Consider the following 19,380-nt stretch of genomic DNA (forward strand, 5'->3'; position numbering starts at 1 on the left):
GCGCATGGACCAGCCGGCCGCTCTCCTTGTCAGCGAGCTTCCGCCGGACTTCGCGCGGTGGGACGAATTGCTGGCGCTGATTCTGCGCGCCTTCGCCTATATGGACGGCGTCATCGACCCGCCATCCTCGGCGCGTCTGCTGACGCCGGAAAACCTTATGAGCAAGGCAGGGCAGGAAACGGCGTTCCTGGCGGTGGAGAACGGCCAGGTCGTCGGCTGCATCTTCGCGCTCGAGAGGGCGAAGGATTTCTATGTCGGCAAGCTTGCCGTCGAGCCCGGCCTTCAGGGGCGGGGCATCGGCGGGCGGCTGATGCAGGCCGTGGAGGATTTTGCCCGGCGGCGCGGCAAGCATGCGATCGAGCTGCAGACGCGGATCGAGCTCGCCGCAAATCACGCGGCCTTTGCTCGTCTTGGCTTTCGCGAGATCGCGCGCACGGCGCATGAGGGCTACGACCGGCCAACCTCGATCACCATGCGAAAGGCGTTGTCTTGAGCCTCGCGCTCAGCCCCGAACAACAGGCAATCGCCGCCGGCAAGGACGGCGCTGGGATGGCGATGCGCATCGTCGCTGAGAGCGCGCGGCTTCTCGGAGCGCCGCGGCTGATCCCAATCGCTTCGGCGCATATCGACGGCGCGCTCTACCATGGCGATTCCGGCACGTTGTTCGCCGAGCGGTTGGTCGAGGACGGCGCCAGGGTGGCGGTGCGCTCGACGCTCAATGTCGGAGCGCTCGACTTGATGGGCTGCTCGCGCATTCGGCTGCAAGAGCCGCAGCGCGGCATGGCGCGGCGGATGATGGAGGCCTATCGCAGGCTCGGCTGCGAGCAGAGTTGGACCTGCGCGCCCTATCAGGCCGGGCACAGGCCCGCGCAGGGCAGCGATGTCGCCTGGGGCGAGTCCAATGCAGTGGTGTTCTGCAATTCGGTGCTGGGCGCCCGCACCAACCGCTACGGCGACTTCCTCGACATTGCCTGCGCCATAACCGGCCAGGCGCCCGACTATGGCCTGCATCGCCCGGAGAACCGCAGAGCGCGGCTGATGTTCGACGTCTCTGACCTTCCTCTTTCCTTCCTCGCTACCGAGATCGCCTGGCCGGTGCTGGGCAGCCTCTACGGCCGCGAGGTCGGCAATGCGGTCGGCGTCGTCTCGGGCATCGCCAATCACCCCGGCGAGGATGCGCTGAAGGCTTTCGGCGCAGCGGCTGCGTCGTCCGGCGCGGTCGGGCTCTTCCATATTGCCGGCGTGACGCCCGAGGCTCCCGACGCCGAAACCATTCTGGCCGGGCCGGAACCGGAGGCGGTGATCCACGTCACGCCGCAGATGGTGGCGAAAGCTCGCGCCGGCTTGTCGACCGCCGCAGCGACCAAGGCGATCGATGCGGTGGCGATCGGCAGTCCGCATCTGTCAGACGCCGAGTTTAGCATGCTGGAGCGGCTGATCGCCGGAAGACGGCTTGCCGTGCCGATCTATGCCTGCACCGGCCGCCACGTGCTGGCCTCGCTCGAGCAGGACGGTAGACGAAAGGCGCTCGAAACAAGCGGGGTCGTCATCGTCGCCGACACCTGCGTGGTGGTGACGCCGATCATGCCGGATCTCGACGGCGGCGTGCTGATGACCAATTCGGGCAAGTTCGCGCATTACGCGCCGGGCAACACCGGTTACGCGGTGCTCTATGCCTCGCTCGCCGATTGCGTCGAAAGCGCCGTCGTCGGCAAACCGCGCTTCACGGATATCGCCGCATGAGCGCCGCCGAGATCCTGGTGCCGGGCAAGGCCGGCGAAGGGGAGGCTTTGGTGCTGACGGCACCTATCAGTTTCTGGGGCGGCGTCGACCCGAAGACCGGGCGCATCGCCGATGTTCGCCACCCGCAGCATGGCGAGGTGATTTCCGGCCGCGTGCTGTTCCTGCCGGGCACTATCGGCTCATCGTCGGCTTCGGCGGTGCTGATGGAGCTGGTCCACAACGGCCGCGCGCCGGCGGCCCTGGTGCTGCACGAGCCGGACGCCATCCTGCTGCTCGGACTGATCGTCGCCCGGGAAATGGGCTGGGAAACGCCGATGGCGGTGAGGCTCGAGCGTGGCCTGTTCGAGACCTATCGCGGAAGCGGCATCAAAGTCGACGGCGACGGCGTCGTCACCGTCGCCTGAACACCCGAGGTATTTTCAAGTCCTGAGCGGCAGCACGCGATCCGGCGGGCGGTGGCCGTCGAAGAAGGCGCGGATGTTGATGATCACCTTCTCGCCCATGTCGATGCGGCCTTCGAGCGTGGCCGAGCCCATATGCGGCAAAAGAACGACCTTGCCCCTGGCGGCGAGCTTCAAAAGCTTGCTGTTCAGCGCCGGCTCGTGCTCGTAGACGTCGAGGCCGGCGCCGGCGATCTTGCCGTCGTGGATGAGCTTGACCAGCGATTCCTCGTCGATGATGTCGCCGCGCGCGGTGTTGACGATGTAGGCCGAAGGCTGCATCAGCGCCAGCCGCCGGGCGGACAAGAGATGGAAGGTCGCCGGCGTCGACGGGCAGTTGACCGAGATGATGTCCATGCGGGCCAGCATCTGGTCGAGGCTCTCCCAGTAGGTCGCTTCCAGCTCGTCCTCGACCGCCGGCAGCACACGATGGCGATTGTGGTAGTGGATCGACAGGCCGAACGCCTTGGCACGTCTCGCAACCGCCGTGCCGATGCGACCCATGCCGACGATGCCGAGGCGTTTGCCCCAGATGCGGCGACCGAGCATCCAGGTCGGCGACCAGCCGGCCCATTTCTTCTCGCCGGTAAGCACGTTGGCGCCTTCGGCGAGCCGCCGCGGCACGGCGAGCATCAGCGCCATGGTCATGTCGGCGGTGTCTTCGGTCAGCACATTCGGCGTGTTGGTGACGGTGATGCCTTTCTTGGCCGCCGCGGCGACATCGATCTTGTCGACGCCGTTGCCGAAATTGGCGATCAGCTTCAGGTTCTCGCCGGCCTGGGCGATCAGCGCGGCATCGATGTGGTCGGTGATGGTCGGCACCAGCACGTCGGCTTCCTTGACGGCCGCGACCAGTTCCGGCTGGGTCATCGGCCGGTCCTCAACATTGAGGCGCGCGTCGAACAGCTCGCGCATGCGGGTTTCGACCGGATCGGGCAGCTTGCGCGTGATGACGACGAGGGGCCGTTTTTTGCCTGCCATTTTATCCCCGAAGCTTCCTCGAAACCGATCTCGTTGAGACCTCTTTAACCAAGACCGGCGAAACTTGTAGCCGATCGCGGTACCAGCCCACTCCTGTAACAAGCGGTGCCGCCGAAGACAAAGAAAAAGGGGCGCTCATCCCGACGGACCGGCGCCGAAAGGAACGAAAGTGTCTGGTTTCGCGTCGCTTCGCCTGGCTTTCAGCGCAGCCGTTCTCGGCGCTATGCTTTGCGCGCCGCAGGCATCCGCGCAAAGTGCCGCCGCCCCTGCGCAAACGGTGACTCTGGGGCCGAGCGGCCTGCCGCTGCCGCGCTTCGTCAGCCTTAAGCCGGCGCGCGTCAACTCGCGCGTCGGCCCGGGCGCCAACTATTCCGTCAACTGGATGTACATGAAGGCCGGGTTGCCTATGGAAGTCATCCAGGAATTCGACACCTGGCGCCGCGTGCGCGATGCCGACGGCTCCGAGGGCTGGATCAACCAGTCGCTGCTCTCGGGCCGCCGCACGGCGATCGTCGCGCCCTGGCAGCGCGGCAAGGGCGGGCGAATCAATCTGCTCGACGATCCCAACAAGGACGCCAACGTCGTCGCCATCATCGAGCCGGGGGTGATAGGCTCGATCAAGAAATGCGACGGTCAATGGTGCGAAATGACCTTCGACGGCCACACCGGCTGGATGGCCCAGTCGCAGGTCTGGGGCGCCTATCCGGGCGAAAAGGTCAAGAACTGATCCTGCCCCGATCGCGTCCGATGCGACCGAGATGCGTATCCTGGAAACCGGTGGATAGTTTCAGGCCATAGCCCAGGGCGCGGTCGATGGCGATGTGCGCGATCCAGATCAGCGCCACGGCAGTGGTGATCGGACCGGCAAGCAGGACGCCGGCGAGCGCAAGGACAAGCGGGGCAATCAGGATGTGCAAGGCATTGTAGGCGAAGGCGCCGACACGCGGCCCAGCCAGGTATCCGAGCATCGACAGGTCAGGCGCCAGGATGAGCAGCGCAAACAACCACCACGACACGCCGGTCATTTTATAGAAGACGATGGCCACCACGGCGACGGCGGCCCATTCCAGCCGGACCATCAGATCGACGGGCCGCATCGCCAACGATCAATCGCGGCGCTTCGGGCGCAGCCTCACCACGATGTCGACATTGGCGATCTCCATGCCTTCCGGAGGGTCCGGCAGGTTGGACACGCTCACCGGGCCGCTGGCGATATCGAAGATCCGGTTCTCGCCCTCGACATAGAAATGATGGTGATCGGAGGTGTTGGTGTCGAAATAGGTCTTGGACCCTTCGACCGCGAGGATGCGCAACAGGCCGGCCTGGGTGAACTGGTGCAGCGCGTTGTAGACGGTCGCCAGCGAAACCGGCACGCCGGCGGCAACCGCCTCTTCATGCAGTTCCTCGGCCGAGAGGTGACGGTCGCCCTTGGCGAAAAGCAGATCGGCCAGCGCGATGCGCTGGCGCGTCGGCCTCAGGCCGGCTTCGCGAACCCGCTTGTCCACAGCGACATTTTCCTTCCGGCAACCCGAATCCATCTATCCCGTCAAAGCTCGTGGCCCAGCCCCATAGACAGGCCCAGAATGGCAAAAAGACGTCATCGCCAAAAACTGGACATCACTCGACATATATTCTGTCGCCCAAATGCGATCAATAGCGCGCATTGACCCAGGCAGGCGCACGGGTTAAGCGCAAACGCCGGTTTCCGGCCGCAAACAGAGTGTGTTAGGAAACCAACGACATGGGCGCCCTGCCGCCCGGAACGAAAACGGGGACGGAGTTAATGGCGGGTCAAAAGTCCAGCTACGATTACGAGGAACTGCTTGCCTGCGCCCGCGGCGAGTTGTTCGGACCGGGAAACGCCCAGCTGCCCTACCCGCCGATGCTGATGTTCGACCGCATCACCGAGATCAGCGAGACCGGCGGCGCCTTCGACAAGGGTTTCATCCGCGCCGAATTCGACATCAAGCCGGATCTTTGGTTCTTCGCCTGCCATTTCATCGGCAATCCGATCATGCCGGGCTGCCTCGGCCTCGACGCCATGTGGCAATTGACCGGCTTCTATCTCGGCTGGCTCGGCGAGCCCGGCAAGGGCATGGCGCTGTCGACCGGCGAGGTGAAGTTCAAGGGCATGGTGACGCCGTCGGTCAAGAAGGTCGAATACGGCGTCGACTTCAAGCGCGTGATGCGCGGACGCCTCGTGCTCGGCATCGCCGATGGCTGGCTCAAGGCGGATGGCGAACCCATATATGCGGCAACGGATCTGAAGGTCGGCCTGTCCAAGCAGTCGGCCGCCTGATCGCCACCGCCACGGGGCCTCGCGTGTCCGACGGATGCGCAAGGACGCCGCGACAGTTTATTTTGCGTATGATCGAAGGCGAAAACCGACTAGGTTTTTCGCCAAAGTACGCCGGAAGGAGTTGCGAATGAGACGTGTCGTAGTGACAGGCCTCGGCATTGTGTCGTCGATCGGCAACAACGCCAACGAGGTGCAGTCCTCGCTTTACGATGCCAAGTCCGGCATCAGCTTTTCCAATTCTTTTGCCGAGCACGGCTTCCGCTGCCAGGTGTGGGGCGCGCCGACGCTCGACCCGTCGGCGATGATCGACCGCCGCGCCTTGCGCTTCCTGAGCCAAGGTGCCGCCTGGAACCACGTCGCCATGGACCAGGCGATCGCGGACGCCGGGTTAGGCGAAAGCGACATCACCAACGAACGGACCGGCATCGTCATGGGCTCCGGCGGGCCGTCGACCAGGACCATCGTCGAAGCCGCCGAAACCACGCTCAAGAACGGCAGCCCGAAGCGCATCGGCCCGTTCGCGGTGCCGAAGGCGATGTCTTCGACCGCTTCGGCCACTTTAGCCACCTGGTTCAAGATCCACGGCGTCAACTACTCGATCTCGTCGGCATGCTCGACCTCGGCGCATTGCATCGGCAATGCCTACGAGCTGATCCAGTGGGGCAAGCAGGACATGATGTTCGCCGGCGGCCACGAGGATCTCGACTGGACGATGTCGGACCTGTTCGACGCCATGGGCGCCATGTCGTCGAAGTTCAACGACAAAGCATCGACAGCTTCGCGCGCGTATGACGTAAACCGCGACGGCTTCGTCATCGCCGGCGGCGCGGGCGTTCTGGTGCTGGAAGAGCTGGAGCACGCCAAGGCGCGCGGCGCCAAGATCTATGCCGAGGTCGTCGGCTACGGCGCCACCTCCGACGGCTACGACATGGTTGCCCCTTCGGGAGAAGGCGCGGTGCGCTGCATGCGGCAGGCGCTTGCCACGGTTTCGACGCCGGTCGACTACATCAACACGCACGGCACCTCGACGCCGGTCGGCGATTCCAAGGAGATGGGCGCCATCCGCGAGGTGTTCGGCGACAAGATGCCGTACATCACCTCGACCAAGTCGCTGACCGGCCATTCGCTCGGTGCCGCCGGGGTCCAGGAATCGATCTACTCGATCCTGATGATGCAGGGCGGCTTCGTCGGCGAGAGCGCCCATATCGAGGAGCTCGATCCGGAATTCGAGGGCATGCCGATCGTGCGCAAGCGCATCGACAACGCCAAGATCGACACCGTCTTGTCCAATTCCTTCGGTTTCGGTGGCACCAACGCAACGCTGATTTTCCAGCGCTATTCCGCATAAGGATTGCCTTTTATGGAAGGGTTGATGAAGGGCAAGCGCGGGCTTGTCATGGGGGTCGCCAACGATCATTCGATCGCCTGGGGCATCGCCAAGAAATTGTCCGAACACGGGGCGGAACTTGCCTTCACCTACCAGGGCGATGCATTCGGGCGGCGCGTCAAGCCGCTTGCCGAAAAACTCGGCGCTTCGCTGGTCGTGCCCTGCGACGTCGAGGACAGCGCCTCTGTCACCGCCACTTTCGAGACGCTCGGCAAGGCCTGGGACGGGCTGGATTTCGTCGTTCATGCCATCGGCTTTTCCGACAAGAACGAGCTCAAGGGCCTTTACGCCGACACCAGCCGCGACAACTTCGTCCGCACCATGGTGATCTCCTGCTATTCCTTCACCGAGGTCGCCCGCAACGCCGCCGCGCTGATGACCAGGGGCGGCTCGATGATCACGCTGACCTATGCCGGGTCGGTGCGGGTCATGCCCAACTACAACGTCATGGGCGTCGCCAAGGCCGGCCTCGAGGCAAGCGTGCGCTATCTCGCCAATGACTACGGCCCGCGCGGCATCCGGGTGAACGGCATCTCGGCGGGACCGGTGCGGACGCTCGCCGGATCCGGCGTGTCCGACGCGCGCCACATGTTCTCCTATCAGCAGCGCAATTCGCCGCTGCGACGCACGGTGACCATCGACGAGGTCGGCGGCTCGGCGCTCTACTTGCTGTCCGACCTGTCTTCCGGGGTCACCGGCGAAATCCACTATGTCGATTCCGGCTATCACATCGTCTCCATGCCGGCGCTCGAGGAACTGAAGCAGAACGGCGGCGACCGCGAATAATTCGCTAACGCAAAAAGTACTTTCCAGTAAAATTGGAGGCATCGGCGGAAACTCATTTTAAGGAGGTATCCGCTAGAAGGTCCTGTAGTTCAGGGACTTTGCATGCCACCAGTCAGCAACCCGAAGCGAACACCGCTGTTCCGGCTGATCACCATCGCCAGCTCGGGCATGTGCAGTTTTATCCTCGGGCTCTGGGGGCTGCGGTTCGGTTTCGGCGACGGCCTGGCCGGCATGCCGGCGGAGACGATGGCGGGCATCATCGCCGCGCTCTGCGCCCTTTCCGCCGGTGGCGCCGCATTGTCCTTCTTCGCAGGCGTCGATGAATCGGCCGAATATGTCTTCAAGGAAACGCATTTCGACAAGATGACGGGCCTGCTGACGCGCCAGGCTATCGTCGGAAAGGTGGCGGCGGCGGCAGCGGAAACGATAGAGACCGGCGAACCGGTCTATTTGATCGATATCGACATCGACCGCTTCAAGCAGATCAACGACGCCATCGGCTACAGCCACGGCGACGAGCTGATCCGCGCCTTCACCGGCAGGCTGAAGCAGAACATGCCTAAGGACGCGGTGATCGGTCGCATCGGCGCGGGCGAATTCGCCGTGCTCTTGCCGGACCGCGAGATCCGGGGATCGCTCGAACGGTTCCTCGAAAAGCTCATCAACGACATGATGGAGCCCTACCAACTCCAGACGCACCTGCAGTCCGTCAGCATGTCCGTCGGCATCGTGGCGATGCCGAAGGACGGAAACGATCCGGTGCTCGTCCTTCGCCGCTCGAATCTGGCACTGCAGAATGCGCGCGCAAGCGGCATCGGCAACTGGTCGGTCTTCCATGCCGATATGGGGCGGGTGGCGGACTACCGGCAATGGATCGAATCCGAGCTGAAAACCGCTTTCGACCGCGGCGACTTCAGCCTCCACTACCAGCCGCAATTCGACATGCCGACCGGCCGCGTGGTCGGTTACGAGGCGCTGATCCGCTGGAAGCACCCAGAACGCGGCATGATCCCGCCGATGGAGTTCATTCCGATCGCCGAGGAGACCGGCATGATCAACCCGATCGGCGAATGGGTGCTGCGCAAGGCCTGCAGCGACGCCCAGTATCTGCCGCAGGATTGCTTCGTCGCCGTCAACATCTCGCCGGTCCAGTTCATGACCAAGGACTTCGTCGGCATCGTGCGCGAGACCATGGCATCGACCGGCATAAAGCCGTCGCGGCTGGAGCTCGAAGTCACCGAAACGGCGATGATGCAGGACCGCGACCGCGCGGCCGTCATCCTGCGGCAGCTCGCCGATATGGGCATCTCAGTGGCCGTCGACGATTTCGGCACCGGCTACTCCAATCTCAGCTACCTGATCGACTTCTCGTTCGGCAAGCTGAAGATCGACCGCTCCTTCGTCAGCCGCATCGACACCGACTCCAGCTCGGGCGCCGTGGTCTCGACCATCGTCGGGCTGTCGCGGGCGCTGGGCGTCGGCATCATCGCCGAAGGCGTCGAAACCGAGAACCAGGCAACGCTGCTGAGAGCCGCCGGCTGCGAGGTGGTGCAGGGCTATCTGTTCGGCCGTCCTGCGCCCCTCAAAGTCGAGTTCGGCCAGGCGCGACCCGCACATACTACGCGCGAGCCAGCACGCCTCGTCAGCCTGCAGTAACCGCCTCAGCGGCGCGCCCAAAACACCTTGAACATGCCGTCGCGCGCGACCTCGACGTGGCTGGAGAACGTGGCCGCCAGCACCTGCTCGTAAGGAAGCTGGCGATTGGCGACCATGACCAGCCGCCCTGCTGGCTTCAGCGACTTCGACGCCGCACGGATCATGTCGGCGCCGATGCCCGGTTCCGCCGCCCGGCCGCTGTGAAACGGCGGGTTCATGATGATTGCGTCATAGCGTCGTTCGACGGCTTCGGTGAGCAGATCGGTCCAGAAGAAACGTGGTCCTGGATCGGCGTGGACATTGATCCTGGCCGCTTCCAGGGCTTCGAAATCCGCTTCGTAGAGGTCGAGACCGGAGAGGCCCTTCGAGCGTTCCGCCACCTCTGCCGCCAGATAACCCCAGCCGGCGCAGAAATCGGCGACGTTGCCACCGAGATTGTCGGGCAGGTGCGCGGCGAGCAACTTGGAGCCGGCGTCGATCCGATCAAACGAAAACATGCCAGGCGCGGTGCGGAAGCGGCCTTCGACGACGAGGTCGGGGTTGGCGGCGCGAAGCGCCCGGGCTGCGTCCATGCCGGCCCGGCGGAACCAGAAGGCGACGCCGTGATGTTTCGGCAGATGCGCCTCAAGCGACAGCAGCGCATCGATGCGCTTGCGCAGGCTGTCGATGCCATCGTCCTTGCCACCGGCGACCACGATCAGCCCTCCCGGCACCACACGCTCGACGGCTTCCGCGATCCGCAGCTCGTTCTGGCCGCGATGCCGGCCGGCCAGCACCAGGGCCGCGTCGAAGCCGGAACCTTCCGCCTGCGGCGCGACCGTGTAGCCGGCCGCCTGCAGGGCTCGAAAATGCGGCCGGAAGCCTTGCACGAGATGCAGCGCGGCGTCGAAGCCGGCAGGCAAACGAAAGCCGGGCTCGGCACCCAGGAACAGCACGTGAGCGCCTTTTCGCGGCAAAGGGAGCGCCTCGGCCTCGAAGGGAAAAAACAGCGTCTTCAGCGGCTCTGAGGCCATTCACACAACTCTTCAAACAAAAACGGGCGCGACCTTGCGGCGCGCCCGTCTCGATTATCCCGAGCCTATTCCATCCCGGTGAAACCGGGATGGGGCTCTATCTGTTTGTTTGAGCATGATCTTTTCCGAAAACCGGATTCCACTTTTCGGGATCATGCTCTGGTAACGCCGATCAGGCGGCGTCTTCCTCGCCTTCCGGCTTCTTCTTCTCCTGGACGATTTCCTTGCCGGTCGCCTGGTCGACGACCTTCATCGACAGGCGGACCTTGCCGCGCTCGTCGAAGCCCATCAGCTTGACCCAAACCTTGTCGCCTTCCTTGACGACGTCGGAGGTCTTGGCGACGCGCTCATTGGCGAGCTGCGAGATGTGGACGAGGCCGTCGCGCGGGCCGAAGAAATTGACGAAGGCGCCGAAGTCGGCCGTCTTGACGACGGTGCCCTCGTAGATCTCGCCGACTTCCGGCTCGGCGACGATGGTGTGGATCCACTTCTTCGCCGCCTCGATCTCCTTGGCGTTGGCCGAGGCGATCTTGACCGTGCCGTCATCCTCGATGTTGATCTTGGCGCCGGTCTTCTCGACGATCTCGCGAATCACCTTGCCGCCGGAGCCGATGACGTCGCGGATCTTGTCGGTCGGGATGTGCATGACCTCGATGCGCGGCGCGAATTCGCCGAGCTCGGCGCGGGCGCCGGAGATCGCATGCGCCATCTCGCCGAGGATATGCAGGCGGCCGTCCTTGGCTTGGCCGAGCGCGATCCCCATGATCTCCTCGGTGATGCCATCGATCTTGATGTCCATCTGCAGCGAGGTGACGCCGTTGGCGGTGCCGGCGACCTTGAAGTCCATGTCGCCGAGATGGTCCTCGTCGCCGAGGATGTCGGAGAGCACAGCGAAGCGCTCGCCTTCCTTGATCAGGCCCATGGCGATGCCGGCCACCGGCTTGGCGATCGGCACGCCGGCATCCATCAGCGCCAGCGAGGTGCCGCAGACGGTCGCCATCGAGGACGAGCCGTTGGACTCGGTGATCTCCGAGACGACGCGCAGCGTGTAGGGGAACTGATCGGCCGACGGCAGCATCGGGCGGATCGCGCGCCAGGCAAGCTTGCCGTGGCCGATCTCGCGACGGCCCGGCGAGCCCATGCGGCCGGTTTCACCAACCGAATAGGGCGGGAAGTTGTAGTGAAGGAGGAACTTCTCCTTGTACATGCCGGTCAGCGAATCGACATACTGCTCGTCCTCGCCGGTGCCGAGCGTGGCGACGACCAGCGCCTGGGTCTCGCCGCGGGTGAACAGCGCAGAACCATGGGTGCGCGGCAGCACGCCGACCTCGGAGACGATCTTGCGAACGGTCTTCAGGTCGCGGCCGTCGATGCGCGAGCCGGTGTCGAGGATGTTCCAGCGCACCACCTTGGCCTGGAGCTCCTTGAAGACGCTGCCGATCTGCTCGGAAGCGTACTTGGCTTCCTCGCCTTCGGCCGGGGCGAAGGCTGCCTTGACCTTCGCCTTGACGGCGTCGACGGCGGCGTAGCGCGACTGCTTGTCGGTGATCTTGTAGGCCTCGCGCAGCTCGTCACCGACGATCTTCAGCATCTCGCCTTCGAGCTCGGAATAGTCCGGCGCAGTGAAGTCGCGCGGCTCCTTGGCGGCGACCTCGGCCAGCTTGATGATCGCGTCGATCACCGGCTGGAAGCCCTTGTGGCCGAACACGACGGCGCCGAGCATCACGTCCTCGCTGAGCTCCTTGGCCTCGGATTCGACCATCAGAACGGCGTCGGCAGTGCCGGCGACGACGAGGTCGAGCTTCGATTCCTCCATCTCGTCGATATGCGGATTGAGCACATACTCGCCGTTGATATAGCCGACGCGGGCGCCGCCGATCGGGCCCATGAAGGGCACGCCGGAGAGCGTGAGCGCGGCCGAGGTGGCGACGATCGACAGGATGTCCGGATCGTTTTCAAGATCGTGCTGAACGACGGTGACGACGATCTGGGTGTCGTTCTTGTAGCCGTCGGCGAAGAGCGGGCGGATCGGGCGGTCGATCAGGCGGGAAACCAGCGTTTCCTTCTCGCTCGGACGGCCCTCGCGCTTGAAATAGCCGCCCGGAATCTTGCCGGCTGCATAGGTCTTTTCCTGGTAGTTGACAGTGAGCGGGAAGAAGTCGAGGCCGGGCTTCGGCTCCTTCATCGAAACCACGGTGGCGAGAACCACGGTCTCGCCATAGGTGGCGAGCACCGCGCCGTCGGCCTGGCGGGCGATCTTGCCGGTTTCCAGGATGAGCGGCCGGCCGCCCCATTCGATTTCCACTTTGTGATGATTGAACATATCTTGTCCTTCATATGCGGAAAGGGCCACGCCGTCTCAACGGTCGCGGATCATCCCTTCCCTGGCTTCCTTCGGGCAGCCACGGGCAAGACAACGGGAAGCTCGATAGGTCCGGCAACAGCCGAGCGAGCATCCTGCAATCCTGCCCCATGACCGTCCACGGGCGGTTCCGAGTTGCCCTCTGCACTCCCGGAACCGGGTCTGGCCGACCGGTTGGGCCGGCCTTGCGCATGACGCCGAAAACCCTTGTTTCCGGAACGCGCCATGCGCGAAATGCAAATTTCGTTTTTCAGCATCGGAACACCGGACCATCCGATGCGCCAATGCGCGACCGGCGGGCCCTCCGCAGAGAGCCCGCCGGTCAATTCGTCAACGGCGCAGACCGAGCTTGTCGATCAGCGTCTGATAGCGCGCGTCGTCCTTGCGCTTGAGGTAATCAAGCAGGCTGCGACGCTGGGAGACGAGAGCAAGCAGGCCACGGCGGGAATGGTTATCCTTCTTGTGGTCCTTGAAGTGCTCCGTCAGGTTCTTGATGCGCTCGGAAAGGATGGCAACCTGGACTTCCGGAGACCCGGTATCGCCCTTGGCGGTTGCGAATTCGGTCATCAATTCCTTCTTGCGATCGGCAGTAATCGACATCGTGTTTTTCCTTATCTGTTCGAGGAAACGGGACGCCCTCAGCCGGGATGTCGTCCAGCAGGGGCCGGTGCAAGCAACGCGTCAGGGCGCGAAGCTGCGGCGCATATAGTGCAATTTCCGGCAAAACACCAGCCCAATTGTCAAGCCGGCTTGTCGCAGGTCTTGTCGCAAAAACAGAGGGTTGCTTTGAGCTACAGCCACTTCTTCCATTTGAAGAAGGCGACGAGCCCGACAGCGACGACCAGCATGAACAACAGAGCCGCCGGATAGCCGTAGTAAGACTTCAGCTCCGGCATGTTCCAGGGCGAACTCTCCGGCTCGAAGTTCATGCCCCAGACACCGACGAGGAAAGTAAGCGGCATGAAGATCACCGAAACGATCGTCAGATAGGAAATCACGTCATTGGTGCGCGCCTGGGTCAGCGACAGGTGCATCTCGATCAGGCCGGTCAGCATATCGCGCTGGTTCTCGACCAGCTCGATCAGGCGCAGCGAATGGTCGAGCGTGTCGTTGAAGAATATCTTGGTCTCGGCCTTTACGAAGGGCACGTCGTTGCGGATCAGCGTCGCCAGCGCATCGCGCATCGGCCACAGCACGCCCTTCAGCACGTTGGCGTCGCGCCGCAACTCATGCAACTGCCGCATCTGATGCTTGTGCGGCGTGTTCAGCATCTGGTCCTCGATGCCGTCGACCTGTTCGCTCGCCGCCTCGATCGGCGGGAAATAGCTGTCGACGATGGCATCGATCAGCGCGTAGGCCAGATAGTCGGCGCCGCGTGAGCGCAGCCGGTTGGGCATGGCCGCCGCGATGCGCTTGCGCACCGGATCGAACGGGTCGCCCTCACGCTCCTGGAAGGTGACGACGAAGTTCTTGCCGAAAAACACCGCGATCTGCTCGTAGCGATGGGCCGTGACGTCGTCGATCATGCGCATGGCGACGAAGGCATGATCCTCGAAGAAATCCACCTTCGGCCGCTGACCGGCGTTGACGACATCCTCCAGGGCCAGCGGATGCAGGTTGAAGATCCGCCCGATCTCCTCGATCAGCGGGATGTTCGCAAGTCCCGTACAATCCAGCCAGACGACCGGCCAGCGGTCGCAGTGGGTGTTGAGATCGTCAATGCTGGCATTGTCGATGGTCTTGAATTTTTCGGGCGAGATCAGCGTCAGCCGAAGCTCGCTGCGCCGCGCCGCCGGATCGGCGATCAGCGTGCCCGGCGAAGCGCCGACCGGCGGGCGGCGGGTTTTCAGCGGCGCCCGTGTCCTGACGGTATCAGCCTTTGCCATGGGATCCTCGGGCGCAAACTCGAACCGAACTGGTCTTTGTTTCTTAGCAATTCCGGGCGGATAGCCGCTACGCACTTTTCCTGGAATTGCTGTAGCCGAGCACCGTCAACCGACAAAGACCCGCTTGGGCTTGAACATGCCCTGCTCGATGGCGCCGATGGCGACGAGCTTGCCGCGCGCGGTGGCGCATGCCTCCTCCGCCTCGACCGGCGCGTCGCGGCCGCGAATGATGACGGGATTGCCAAGGCGGATCTTCGTCGCCGCGTCGTCGCTGACCGCGACCTGCGGCAGGCAATCGAGCGCAACAGCGGTGTCGACCAGCAGCGCGTCGATGGCGCTGAAATCGACCGGCGCCTCGGCTTCGCCACCACCTTCATCGGTCTTGCCGCCGAAGCGCGCCGCTTCGAGCTCGGCGACGGTGACAAAATCGTCGGCTGTGAACGGCTCGACCTCGACGCGCCGGAGTTCGGCGATGTGGCCGAAGCAGCCCAGATCGCGGCCCATGTCGCGCGCCAGCGAGCGCACATAGGTGCCCTTGCCGCATTCGACCTCGAAGACGCTGCGCTCGCCACTGTGTTCCACGAGGTCGAGACGTCCGATCTCGATCTCGCGGGCGGGGATGTCGACCGTCTCACCGTCGCGGGCGAGGTCGTAGGCGCGCTCGCCGGCGATCTTGATGGCCGAGAATTGCGGCGGCGTCTGCATGATGACGCCGGTGTATTTCGGCAGCAGCGCTCTCACCTCGGCCTCGGCCGGGCGCCGGTCGGAGTTGTTCGTCACCGGGCCTTCGAGGTCGTCGGTCGAGCGTTCCTCGCCCCAGGCGACGGTGAAACGGTAGACCTTGGCGCCATCCTGCACATAAGGCACGGTCTTGGTTGCCTCGCCGAGCGCGATCGGCAGCATGCCGGAGGCCAGCGGATCGAGCGTGCCGGCATGGCCGGCCTTCTCCGCCTGGAACAGCCATTTGATCTTTGAGACCGCCTCGGTCGAACCCATGCCGACCGGCTTGTCCAGCACCACCCAGCCGGAAACCGGCCTGCCCTTTTTCTTGCCGCGCCGCGCCACTTATTCCTCGTCCTTGTCGTTGTTGTCGCGGTCATCAGGGCCGAGATCGCGCGCGACCTCCGGCGACTTCAGCAACTCGTTGATCCTGGCGAAATTGTCGAAGGACGTATCGAGCCGGAAGCGAAACTCCGGCATGTACTTCATCTGCCTCAGCGCACCGGAGACGCGGCCACGGATGAATTTCGCGTGCTTGTTGAGCGCCTCGACCACGGCACCGGCCTCGCCGACGCCGAGTGGCGAGACGAAAGCGGTGGCGATCTTGAGGTCGGGCGACATGCGCACCTCGGAGACCGAGACGACGGTGTTCTCGATCACCGGGTCGATGATCTCGCCGCGCTGCAAGGTTTCGGAGAGCGCATGGCGCACCTGCTCGCCGACGCGCAGCATGCGCTGGGAGGGGCCTGATGGTGTCGAACGGGACATTTTCTTCGGTCCTGAAATCGTGAAGCGCGGGATGGGACCGCGCCGCATGTCTCAATGTGCATGAGGGGCTGGGCGGCAGCCTTTCGGCCGCCGCCCGGGTCATTTCGGCAAGTATATCCGAATTTAGAGCGTCCTGCTCACCATCTCGACGCGGAAGCACTCGATGGTGTCGCCGACGCGCATGTCCTCGTAGTTCTGGAAGGCCATGCCGCATTCCTGGCCGCCCGGCACTTCCGAAACCTCGTCCTTGAAGCGCTTGAGCGTCTTCAGCGTGCCCTCGTGGATGACGACGTTGTCGCGGATCAGGCGGACACCGGCGCCACGCTCGACCTTGCCTTCGGTGACGCGGCAGCCGGCGATCTTGCCGACCTTCGAGATGTCGAAGATCTCGAGGATCTCGGCATTGCCGATGAAGGTCTCGCGCCGCTCCGGCGAAAGCATGCCGGAAAGGGCCGCCTTCACGTCGTCGACGAGGTTGTAGATGATCGAGTAGTAGCGGATCTCTATACCGGCAGCGGCTGCGGCCGTACGCGCCTGCGCATTGGCGCGGACGTTGAAGCCGATGATCGCCGCACCCGAGGTCTCGGCGAGCGAGACGTCGCTTTCGGTAATGCCGCCGGCGCCCGAATGGACGATCCGCGCCCGCACCTCGTCGTTGCCGAGCTTTTCGAGCGCGGCGTTGATCGCCTCGATCGAGCCCTGCACGTCGCCCTTGATGACCAGCGGGAATTCCTTGAGTCCGCTCGTCTGCAACTGCGACATCATCTGCTCGAGCGAGCCGCGCTGGCCGGCGTGCTTGGCCACGGCCTTCTCGCGCGCCAGGCGCTGGCGGTATTCGGTGATCTCACGCGCCCGCGCCTCGTTGTTGACGACGGCGAAGCGGTCGCCCGCCTGCGGCGTGCCCTGGAGGCCGAGCACCTCGACCGGCATTGCCGGCGGCGCTTCCGGCACATGCTCGCCGCGGTCGTTGACGAGCGCGCGAACACGGCCCCACTCGTTGCCGGCGACCAGGATGTCGCCGGGCATCAGCGTGCCGGTCTGCACCAGCACGGTGGCGACGGGACCGCGGCCCTTGTCCAGCTTGGCTTCGATGACGGCGCCTTCGGCGGTGCGGTCCGGATTGGCCTTCAGGTCGAGGATTTCGGCCTGCAGCAGGATCGCCTCGAGCAGCCTGTCGATGTTGGTGCCCTTGGTCGCCGACACTTCGACGTCCAACACCTCGCCGCCCATCGATTCGACGAACACCTCGTGGCGCAAGAGTTCCGCGCGCACCTTCTGGGGGTCGGCGTCGCGCTTGTCGATCTTGTTGATCGCCACGATGATCGGCACGCCGGCCGCCTTGGCGTGATTGATCGATTCGATCGTCTGCGGCATCACGCTGTCGTCGGCCGCCACCACCAGCACGGCGATATCGGTCACCTGGGCGCCGCGGGCGCGCATCGCCGTGAAGGCGGCGTGGCCGGGCGTGTCGATGAAGGTGATCTTCTGACCGTTCTTCTCGACCTGGTAGGCGCCGATGTGCTGGGTGATGCCGCCGGCCTCGCCCGAGACGACATTGGCGTTGCGGATGGCGTCGAGCAGCGAGGTCTTGCCGTGGTCGACATGGCCCATGATCGTCACCACGGGCGGACGCGACACCAGATCCTCGGTACGGTCGGCGATGTTGAACAGGCCTTCCTCGATGTCGGACTCGGCGACGCGGCGAACCGTGTGGCCGAATTCGGAGGCGACCAGCTCGGCCGTGTCGGCGTCGATGACGTCGCCCGGCTTCAGGATCTGGCCCTGCTTCATGAAGAACTTGACCACGTCGACGGCGCGCTCGGACATGCGTTGCGCCAGTTCCTGGATGGTGATGGTTTCGGGCAGGATCACTTCGCGCATGACTTTCTCGCGCGGCTCGTTGTGCATCGCGCGCTTGAATTTTTCCTGGCGGCGGCGCATCGACGACAGCGAACGGCCGCGTGCATCTTCATCCGACAGCGCGGTGTTCAGCGTCAGCTTGCCGCGGCGACGGTCTTCCTCGCCCTTGGTGGGCTTGGCCGGCCGCGCGACTTCCGGCGTGGCCGGACGGCGCACAGGCGCTCCCGCGCCGGCGCCACCAGGGCGCCGCGGCTTGACCTCCTCCTCCTCGTCGACCGTCGCCAGCTCGGCAGCTTGCGGGGCGCGGCGGCGGGCCTCTTCCTCGGCGCGGCGGCGGGACTCGGCCTCGGTCTGCAGACGGGCCTCTTCTTCGGCCTGACGGCGGGCGGATTCCTCACGCTCGCGCTTACGGCGCTCTTCTTCCTCGGCGCGGCGCTTGCTCTCTTCCTGGGCGCGCTGGCGATCCTCGACCTCTCGGGCCTTGGAGCCTTCGAGCGCCCTGCGGCGCGCTTCCATCTCGCCGCGCGACAATTCGTTCAGCACCATGCCGGAGCGTTCCGGCGGCGGCGCCTTCGGCGCTTCCTGCACGGCTGGCGCAGGTGCCGCGGCTGCGGGCTTCGGCGTGAAGACGGACGGCGCCACAGGCTCCGGCTTGTCGCCGGGCAGCGAGAACTTGCGCTTCTTGGTCTCGACCACGACCGACTTGGTGCGGCCGTGCGAGAAATTCTGGCGCACGGTGCCCTGCTCAAGGCCGGGGCGCTTCAGCGTCAAGGTCTTCTTCGGCGTAACGCTCAACGTCTTGTCGTCGCCCGATTTCGTATCGCTCATTCCATATCCTCTGCGGCATCATCTTCGTCAGCAACGGCCGCAAGCATTGCCAAATCGTCCGGGGTTCCGCCCCGATACCGGTCGAGCGCAACCATGCGCTTCTCAACCGCCTTACCCGCGTCCTGCGCGAGGACGGCAGCATGTATCACATTTGTACCCCCCAATGCCAAGCTCAACTCGGCCTCGGGGAAAAGTTTGTAGGCAAGGATGGCGGGGCCGCCGAGGTGGACGGTTGCCCGCCGCGCCTGAGTGATCTTGCGGACGCCATCGTCCGAGGCTTCGGTCGCGTGCAGCACAAACAGCGCCTGCCCGTCGCGCACGGCAGCCTCTACCTTGGCGGCGCCGAGAACGACCGCTCCGGCCTTGCGAGCAAGACCCAGCATGCCCAGAGCGGATCTGGAAAGCAGCCCGTCGACCATATCGCCGAGATTGGCGGGAACCGCGACCTGCGCCTTGAAGGCACGGGCAAACAGGTTCTTAGCCGCTGCCTTGTCGATATGTAGGCGATCAGCGGTGACCCAGCAACCGCGGCCGGGCAGATTTCTCTTGATGTCCGGGACGACGGCCGAATCCGGGCCGACGACGAAGCGGATCAGTTCATCCGCTTCGGCCTGCCTGCGCGTGACGATGCAGGTACGATCGTTCATCTCG

The 19,380-nt window shown here is 64.4% G+C and carries 19 protein-coding genes; 8 read left to right on the forward strand and 11 right to left on the reverse strand.

Annotated elements, in window-relative coordinates; genetic code table 11:
* Positions 1 to 4: 4 nt before the first annotated feature.
* Genes ABID26_RS13575 through ABID26_RS13585 form a run of 3 tightly spaced genes read left to right on the forward strand, consistent with a single transcriptional unit; the run spans position 5 to position 2,147 of the window.
* Positions 5 to 493, forward strand: a complete 489-nt coding sequence (locus ABID26_RS13575) for a GNAT family N-acetyltransferase (RefSeq protein ID WP_126096317.1) — start codon at positions 5 to 7, stop codon at positions 491 to 493.
* The gene (locus ABID26_RS13580) at positions 490 to 1,743 is read left to right on the forward strand and encodes an aconitase X (protein ID WP_126096318.1); all 1,254 of its coding nucleotides are present in this window, start codon (positions 490 to 492) and stop codon (positions 1,741 to 1,743) included. Before ABID26_RS13575 ends, ABID26_RS13580 begins: the two co-directional genes overlap by 4 nt.
* Positions 1,740 to 2,147: an aconitase X swivel domain-containing protein gene (locus ABID26_RS13585; RefSeq protein WP_292345567.1), complete on the forward strand. Its 408-nt coding sequence runs from the start codon at positions 1,740 to 1,742 to the stop codon at positions 2,145 to 2,147. The genes ABID26_RS13580 and ABID26_RS13585 overlap by 4 nt, the downstream gene beginning before the upstream one ends.
* A 15-nt stretch (positions 2,148 to 2,162) precedes the next feature.
* On the opposite strand, the gene ABID26_RS13590 is transcribed toward ABID26_RS13585, so the two are convergent.
* The gene (locus tag ABID26_RS13590; protein WP_126096320.1) at positions 2,163 to 3,164 is read right to left on the reverse strand and encodes a 2-hydroxyacid dehydrogenase; all 1,002 of its coding nucleotides are present in this window, start codon (positions 3,162 to 3,164) and stop codon (positions 2,163 to 2,165) included.
* 169 nt (positions 3,165 to 3,333) lie between these two features.
* On the opposite strand from ABID26_RS13590, the gene ABID26_RS13595 reads away from it, so the two are divergent.
* A complete protein-coding gene (locus ABID26_RS13595; protein ID WP_126096321.1) occupies positions 3,334 to 3,891 on the forward strand; it encodes an SH3 domain-containing protein in 558 nt (185 codons plus the stop codon).
* Here the strand turns inward: ABID26_RS13595 and ABID26_RS13600 are convergent.
* Both ABID26_RS13600 and irrA read right to left on the reverse strand, forming a co-directional pair.
* On the reverse strand, positions 3,881 to 4,261 hold the full coding sequence (locus tag ABID26_RS13600; protein WP_126096322.1) for a DUF4260 domain-containing protein: 381 nt from the start codon (positions 4,259 to 4,261) through the stop codon (positions 3,881 to 3,883). The genes ABID26_RS13595 and ABID26_RS13600 overlap by 11 nt on opposite strands.
* A 9-nt stretch (positions 4,262 to 4,270) precedes the next feature.
* Entirely contained in the window at positions 4,271 to 4,702 is a 432-nt protein-coding gene (gene irrA, locus ABID26_RS13605) for an iron response transcriptional regulator IrrA (protein ID WP_126096323.1), read from the reverse strand.
* A 245-nt stretch (positions 4,703 to 4,947) separates the two neighbouring features.
* On the opposite strand from irrA, the gene fabA reads away from it, so the two are divergent.
* The 4 genes from fabA to ABID26_RS13625 all read left to right on the forward strand — a co-directional run bounded on the left by fabA (position 4,948) and on the right by ABID26_RS13625 (position 9,292).
* A complete protein-coding gene (gene fabA / locus ABID26_RS13610; RefSeq protein WP_027165888.1) occupies positions 4,948 to 5,463 on the forward strand; it encodes a 3-hydroxyacyl-[acyl-carrier-protein] dehydratase FabA in 516 nt (171 codons plus the stop codon).
* A 127-nt stretch (positions 5,464 to 5,590) separates the two neighbouring features.
* Entirely contained in the window at positions 5,591 to 6,811 is a 1,221-nt protein-coding gene (gene fabB, locus ABID26_RS13615) for a beta-ketoacyl-ACP synthase I (RefSeq protein WP_292299546.1), read from the forward strand.
* Between the two features lie 12 nt (positions 6,812 to 6,823).
* Positions 6,824 to 7,636, forward strand: coding sequence for an enoyl-ACP reductase FabI (gene fabI, locus ABID26_RS13620; protein WP_126096324.1), 813 nt, complete (start codon positions 6,824 to 6,826; stop codon positions 7,634 to 7,636).
* Positions 7,637 to 7,738: 102 nt separating this feature from the next.
* Positions 7,739 to 9,292, forward strand: coding sequence for a putative bifunctional diguanylate cyclase/phosphodiesterase (locus tag ABID26_RS13625; protein ID WP_126096325.1), 1,554 nt, complete (start codon positions 7,739 to 7,741; stop codon positions 9,290 to 9,292).
* A gap of 5 nt (positions 9,293 to 9,297) precedes the next feature.
* Here ABID26_RS13625 and ABID26_RS13630 read toward each other — a convergent pair whose 3' ends face one another.
* The 8 genes from ABID26_RS13630 to ABID26_RS13665 form a co-directional block, all read right to left on the reverse strand.
* Entirely contained in the window at positions 9,298 to 10,305 is a 1,008-nt protein-coding gene (locus ABID26_RS13630; RefSeq protein WP_354415834.1) for a class I SAM-dependent methyltransferase, read from the reverse strand.
* Between the two features lie 172 nt (positions 10,306 to 10,477).
* Complete coding sequence (pnp, locus tag ABID26_RS13635) at positions 10,478 to 12,628, reverse strand: polyribonucleotide nucleotidyltransferase (RefSeq protein ID WP_292339780.1); 2,151 nt, start codon at positions 12,626 to 12,628, stop codon at positions 10,478 to 10,480.
* A 369-nt stretch (positions 12,629 to 12,997) separates the two neighbouring features.
* The gene (rpsO, locus tag ABID26_RS13640; protein WP_027165894.1) at positions 12,998 to 13,267 is read right to left on the reverse strand and encodes a 30S ribosomal protein S15; all 270 of its coding nucleotides are present in this window, start codon (positions 13,265 to 13,267) and stop codon (positions 12,998 to 13,000) included.
* 191 nt (positions 13,268 to 13,458) lie between these two features.
* Positions 13,459 to 14,553: a magnesium/cobalt transporter CorA gene (gene corA, locus ABID26_RS13645; protein ID WP_292299542.1), complete on the reverse strand. Its 1,095-nt coding sequence runs from the start codon at positions 14,551 to 14,553 to the stop codon at positions 13,459 to 13,461.
* A 105-nt stretch (positions 14,554 to 14,658) separates the two neighbouring features.
* The gene (gene truB, locus ABID26_RS13650) at positions 14,659 to 15,618 is read right to left on the reverse strand and encodes a tRNA pseudouridine(55) synthase TruB (RefSeq protein WP_126096329.1); all 960 of its coding nucleotides are present in this window, start codon (positions 15,616 to 15,618) and stop codon (positions 14,659 to 14,661) included.
* Positions 15,619 to 16,041: a 30S ribosome-binding factor RbfA gene (rbfA, locus tag ABID26_RS13655; protein WP_126096330.1), complete on the reverse strand. Its 423-nt coding sequence runs from the start codon at positions 16,039 to 16,041 to the stop codon at positions 15,619 to 15,621. It lies immediately after the preceding gene.
* Between the two features lie 123 nt (positions 16,042 to 16,164).
* Positions 16,165 to 18,729, reverse strand: a complete 2,565-nt coding sequence (infB, locus tag ABID26_RS13660; protein ID WP_292299541.1) for a translation initiation factor IF-2 — start codon at positions 18,727 to 18,729, stop codon at positions 16,165 to 16,167.
* Positions 18,726 to 19,376, reverse strand: coding sequence for an RNA-binding protein (locus ABID26_RS13665; protein ID WP_126102430.1), 651 nt, complete (start codon positions 19,374 to 19,376; stop codon positions 18,726 to 18,728). Before ABID26_RS13665 ends, infB begins: the two co-directional genes overlap by 4 nt.
* Positions 19,377 to 19,380 lie beyond the last annotated feature (4 nt).

The organism is Mesorhizobium shonense (genome assembly GCF_040545255.1).
Taxonomy (GTDB): domain Bacteria; phylum Pseudomonadota; class Alphaproteobacteria; order Rhizobiales; family Rhizobiaceae; genus Mesorhizobium; species Mesorhizobium shonense.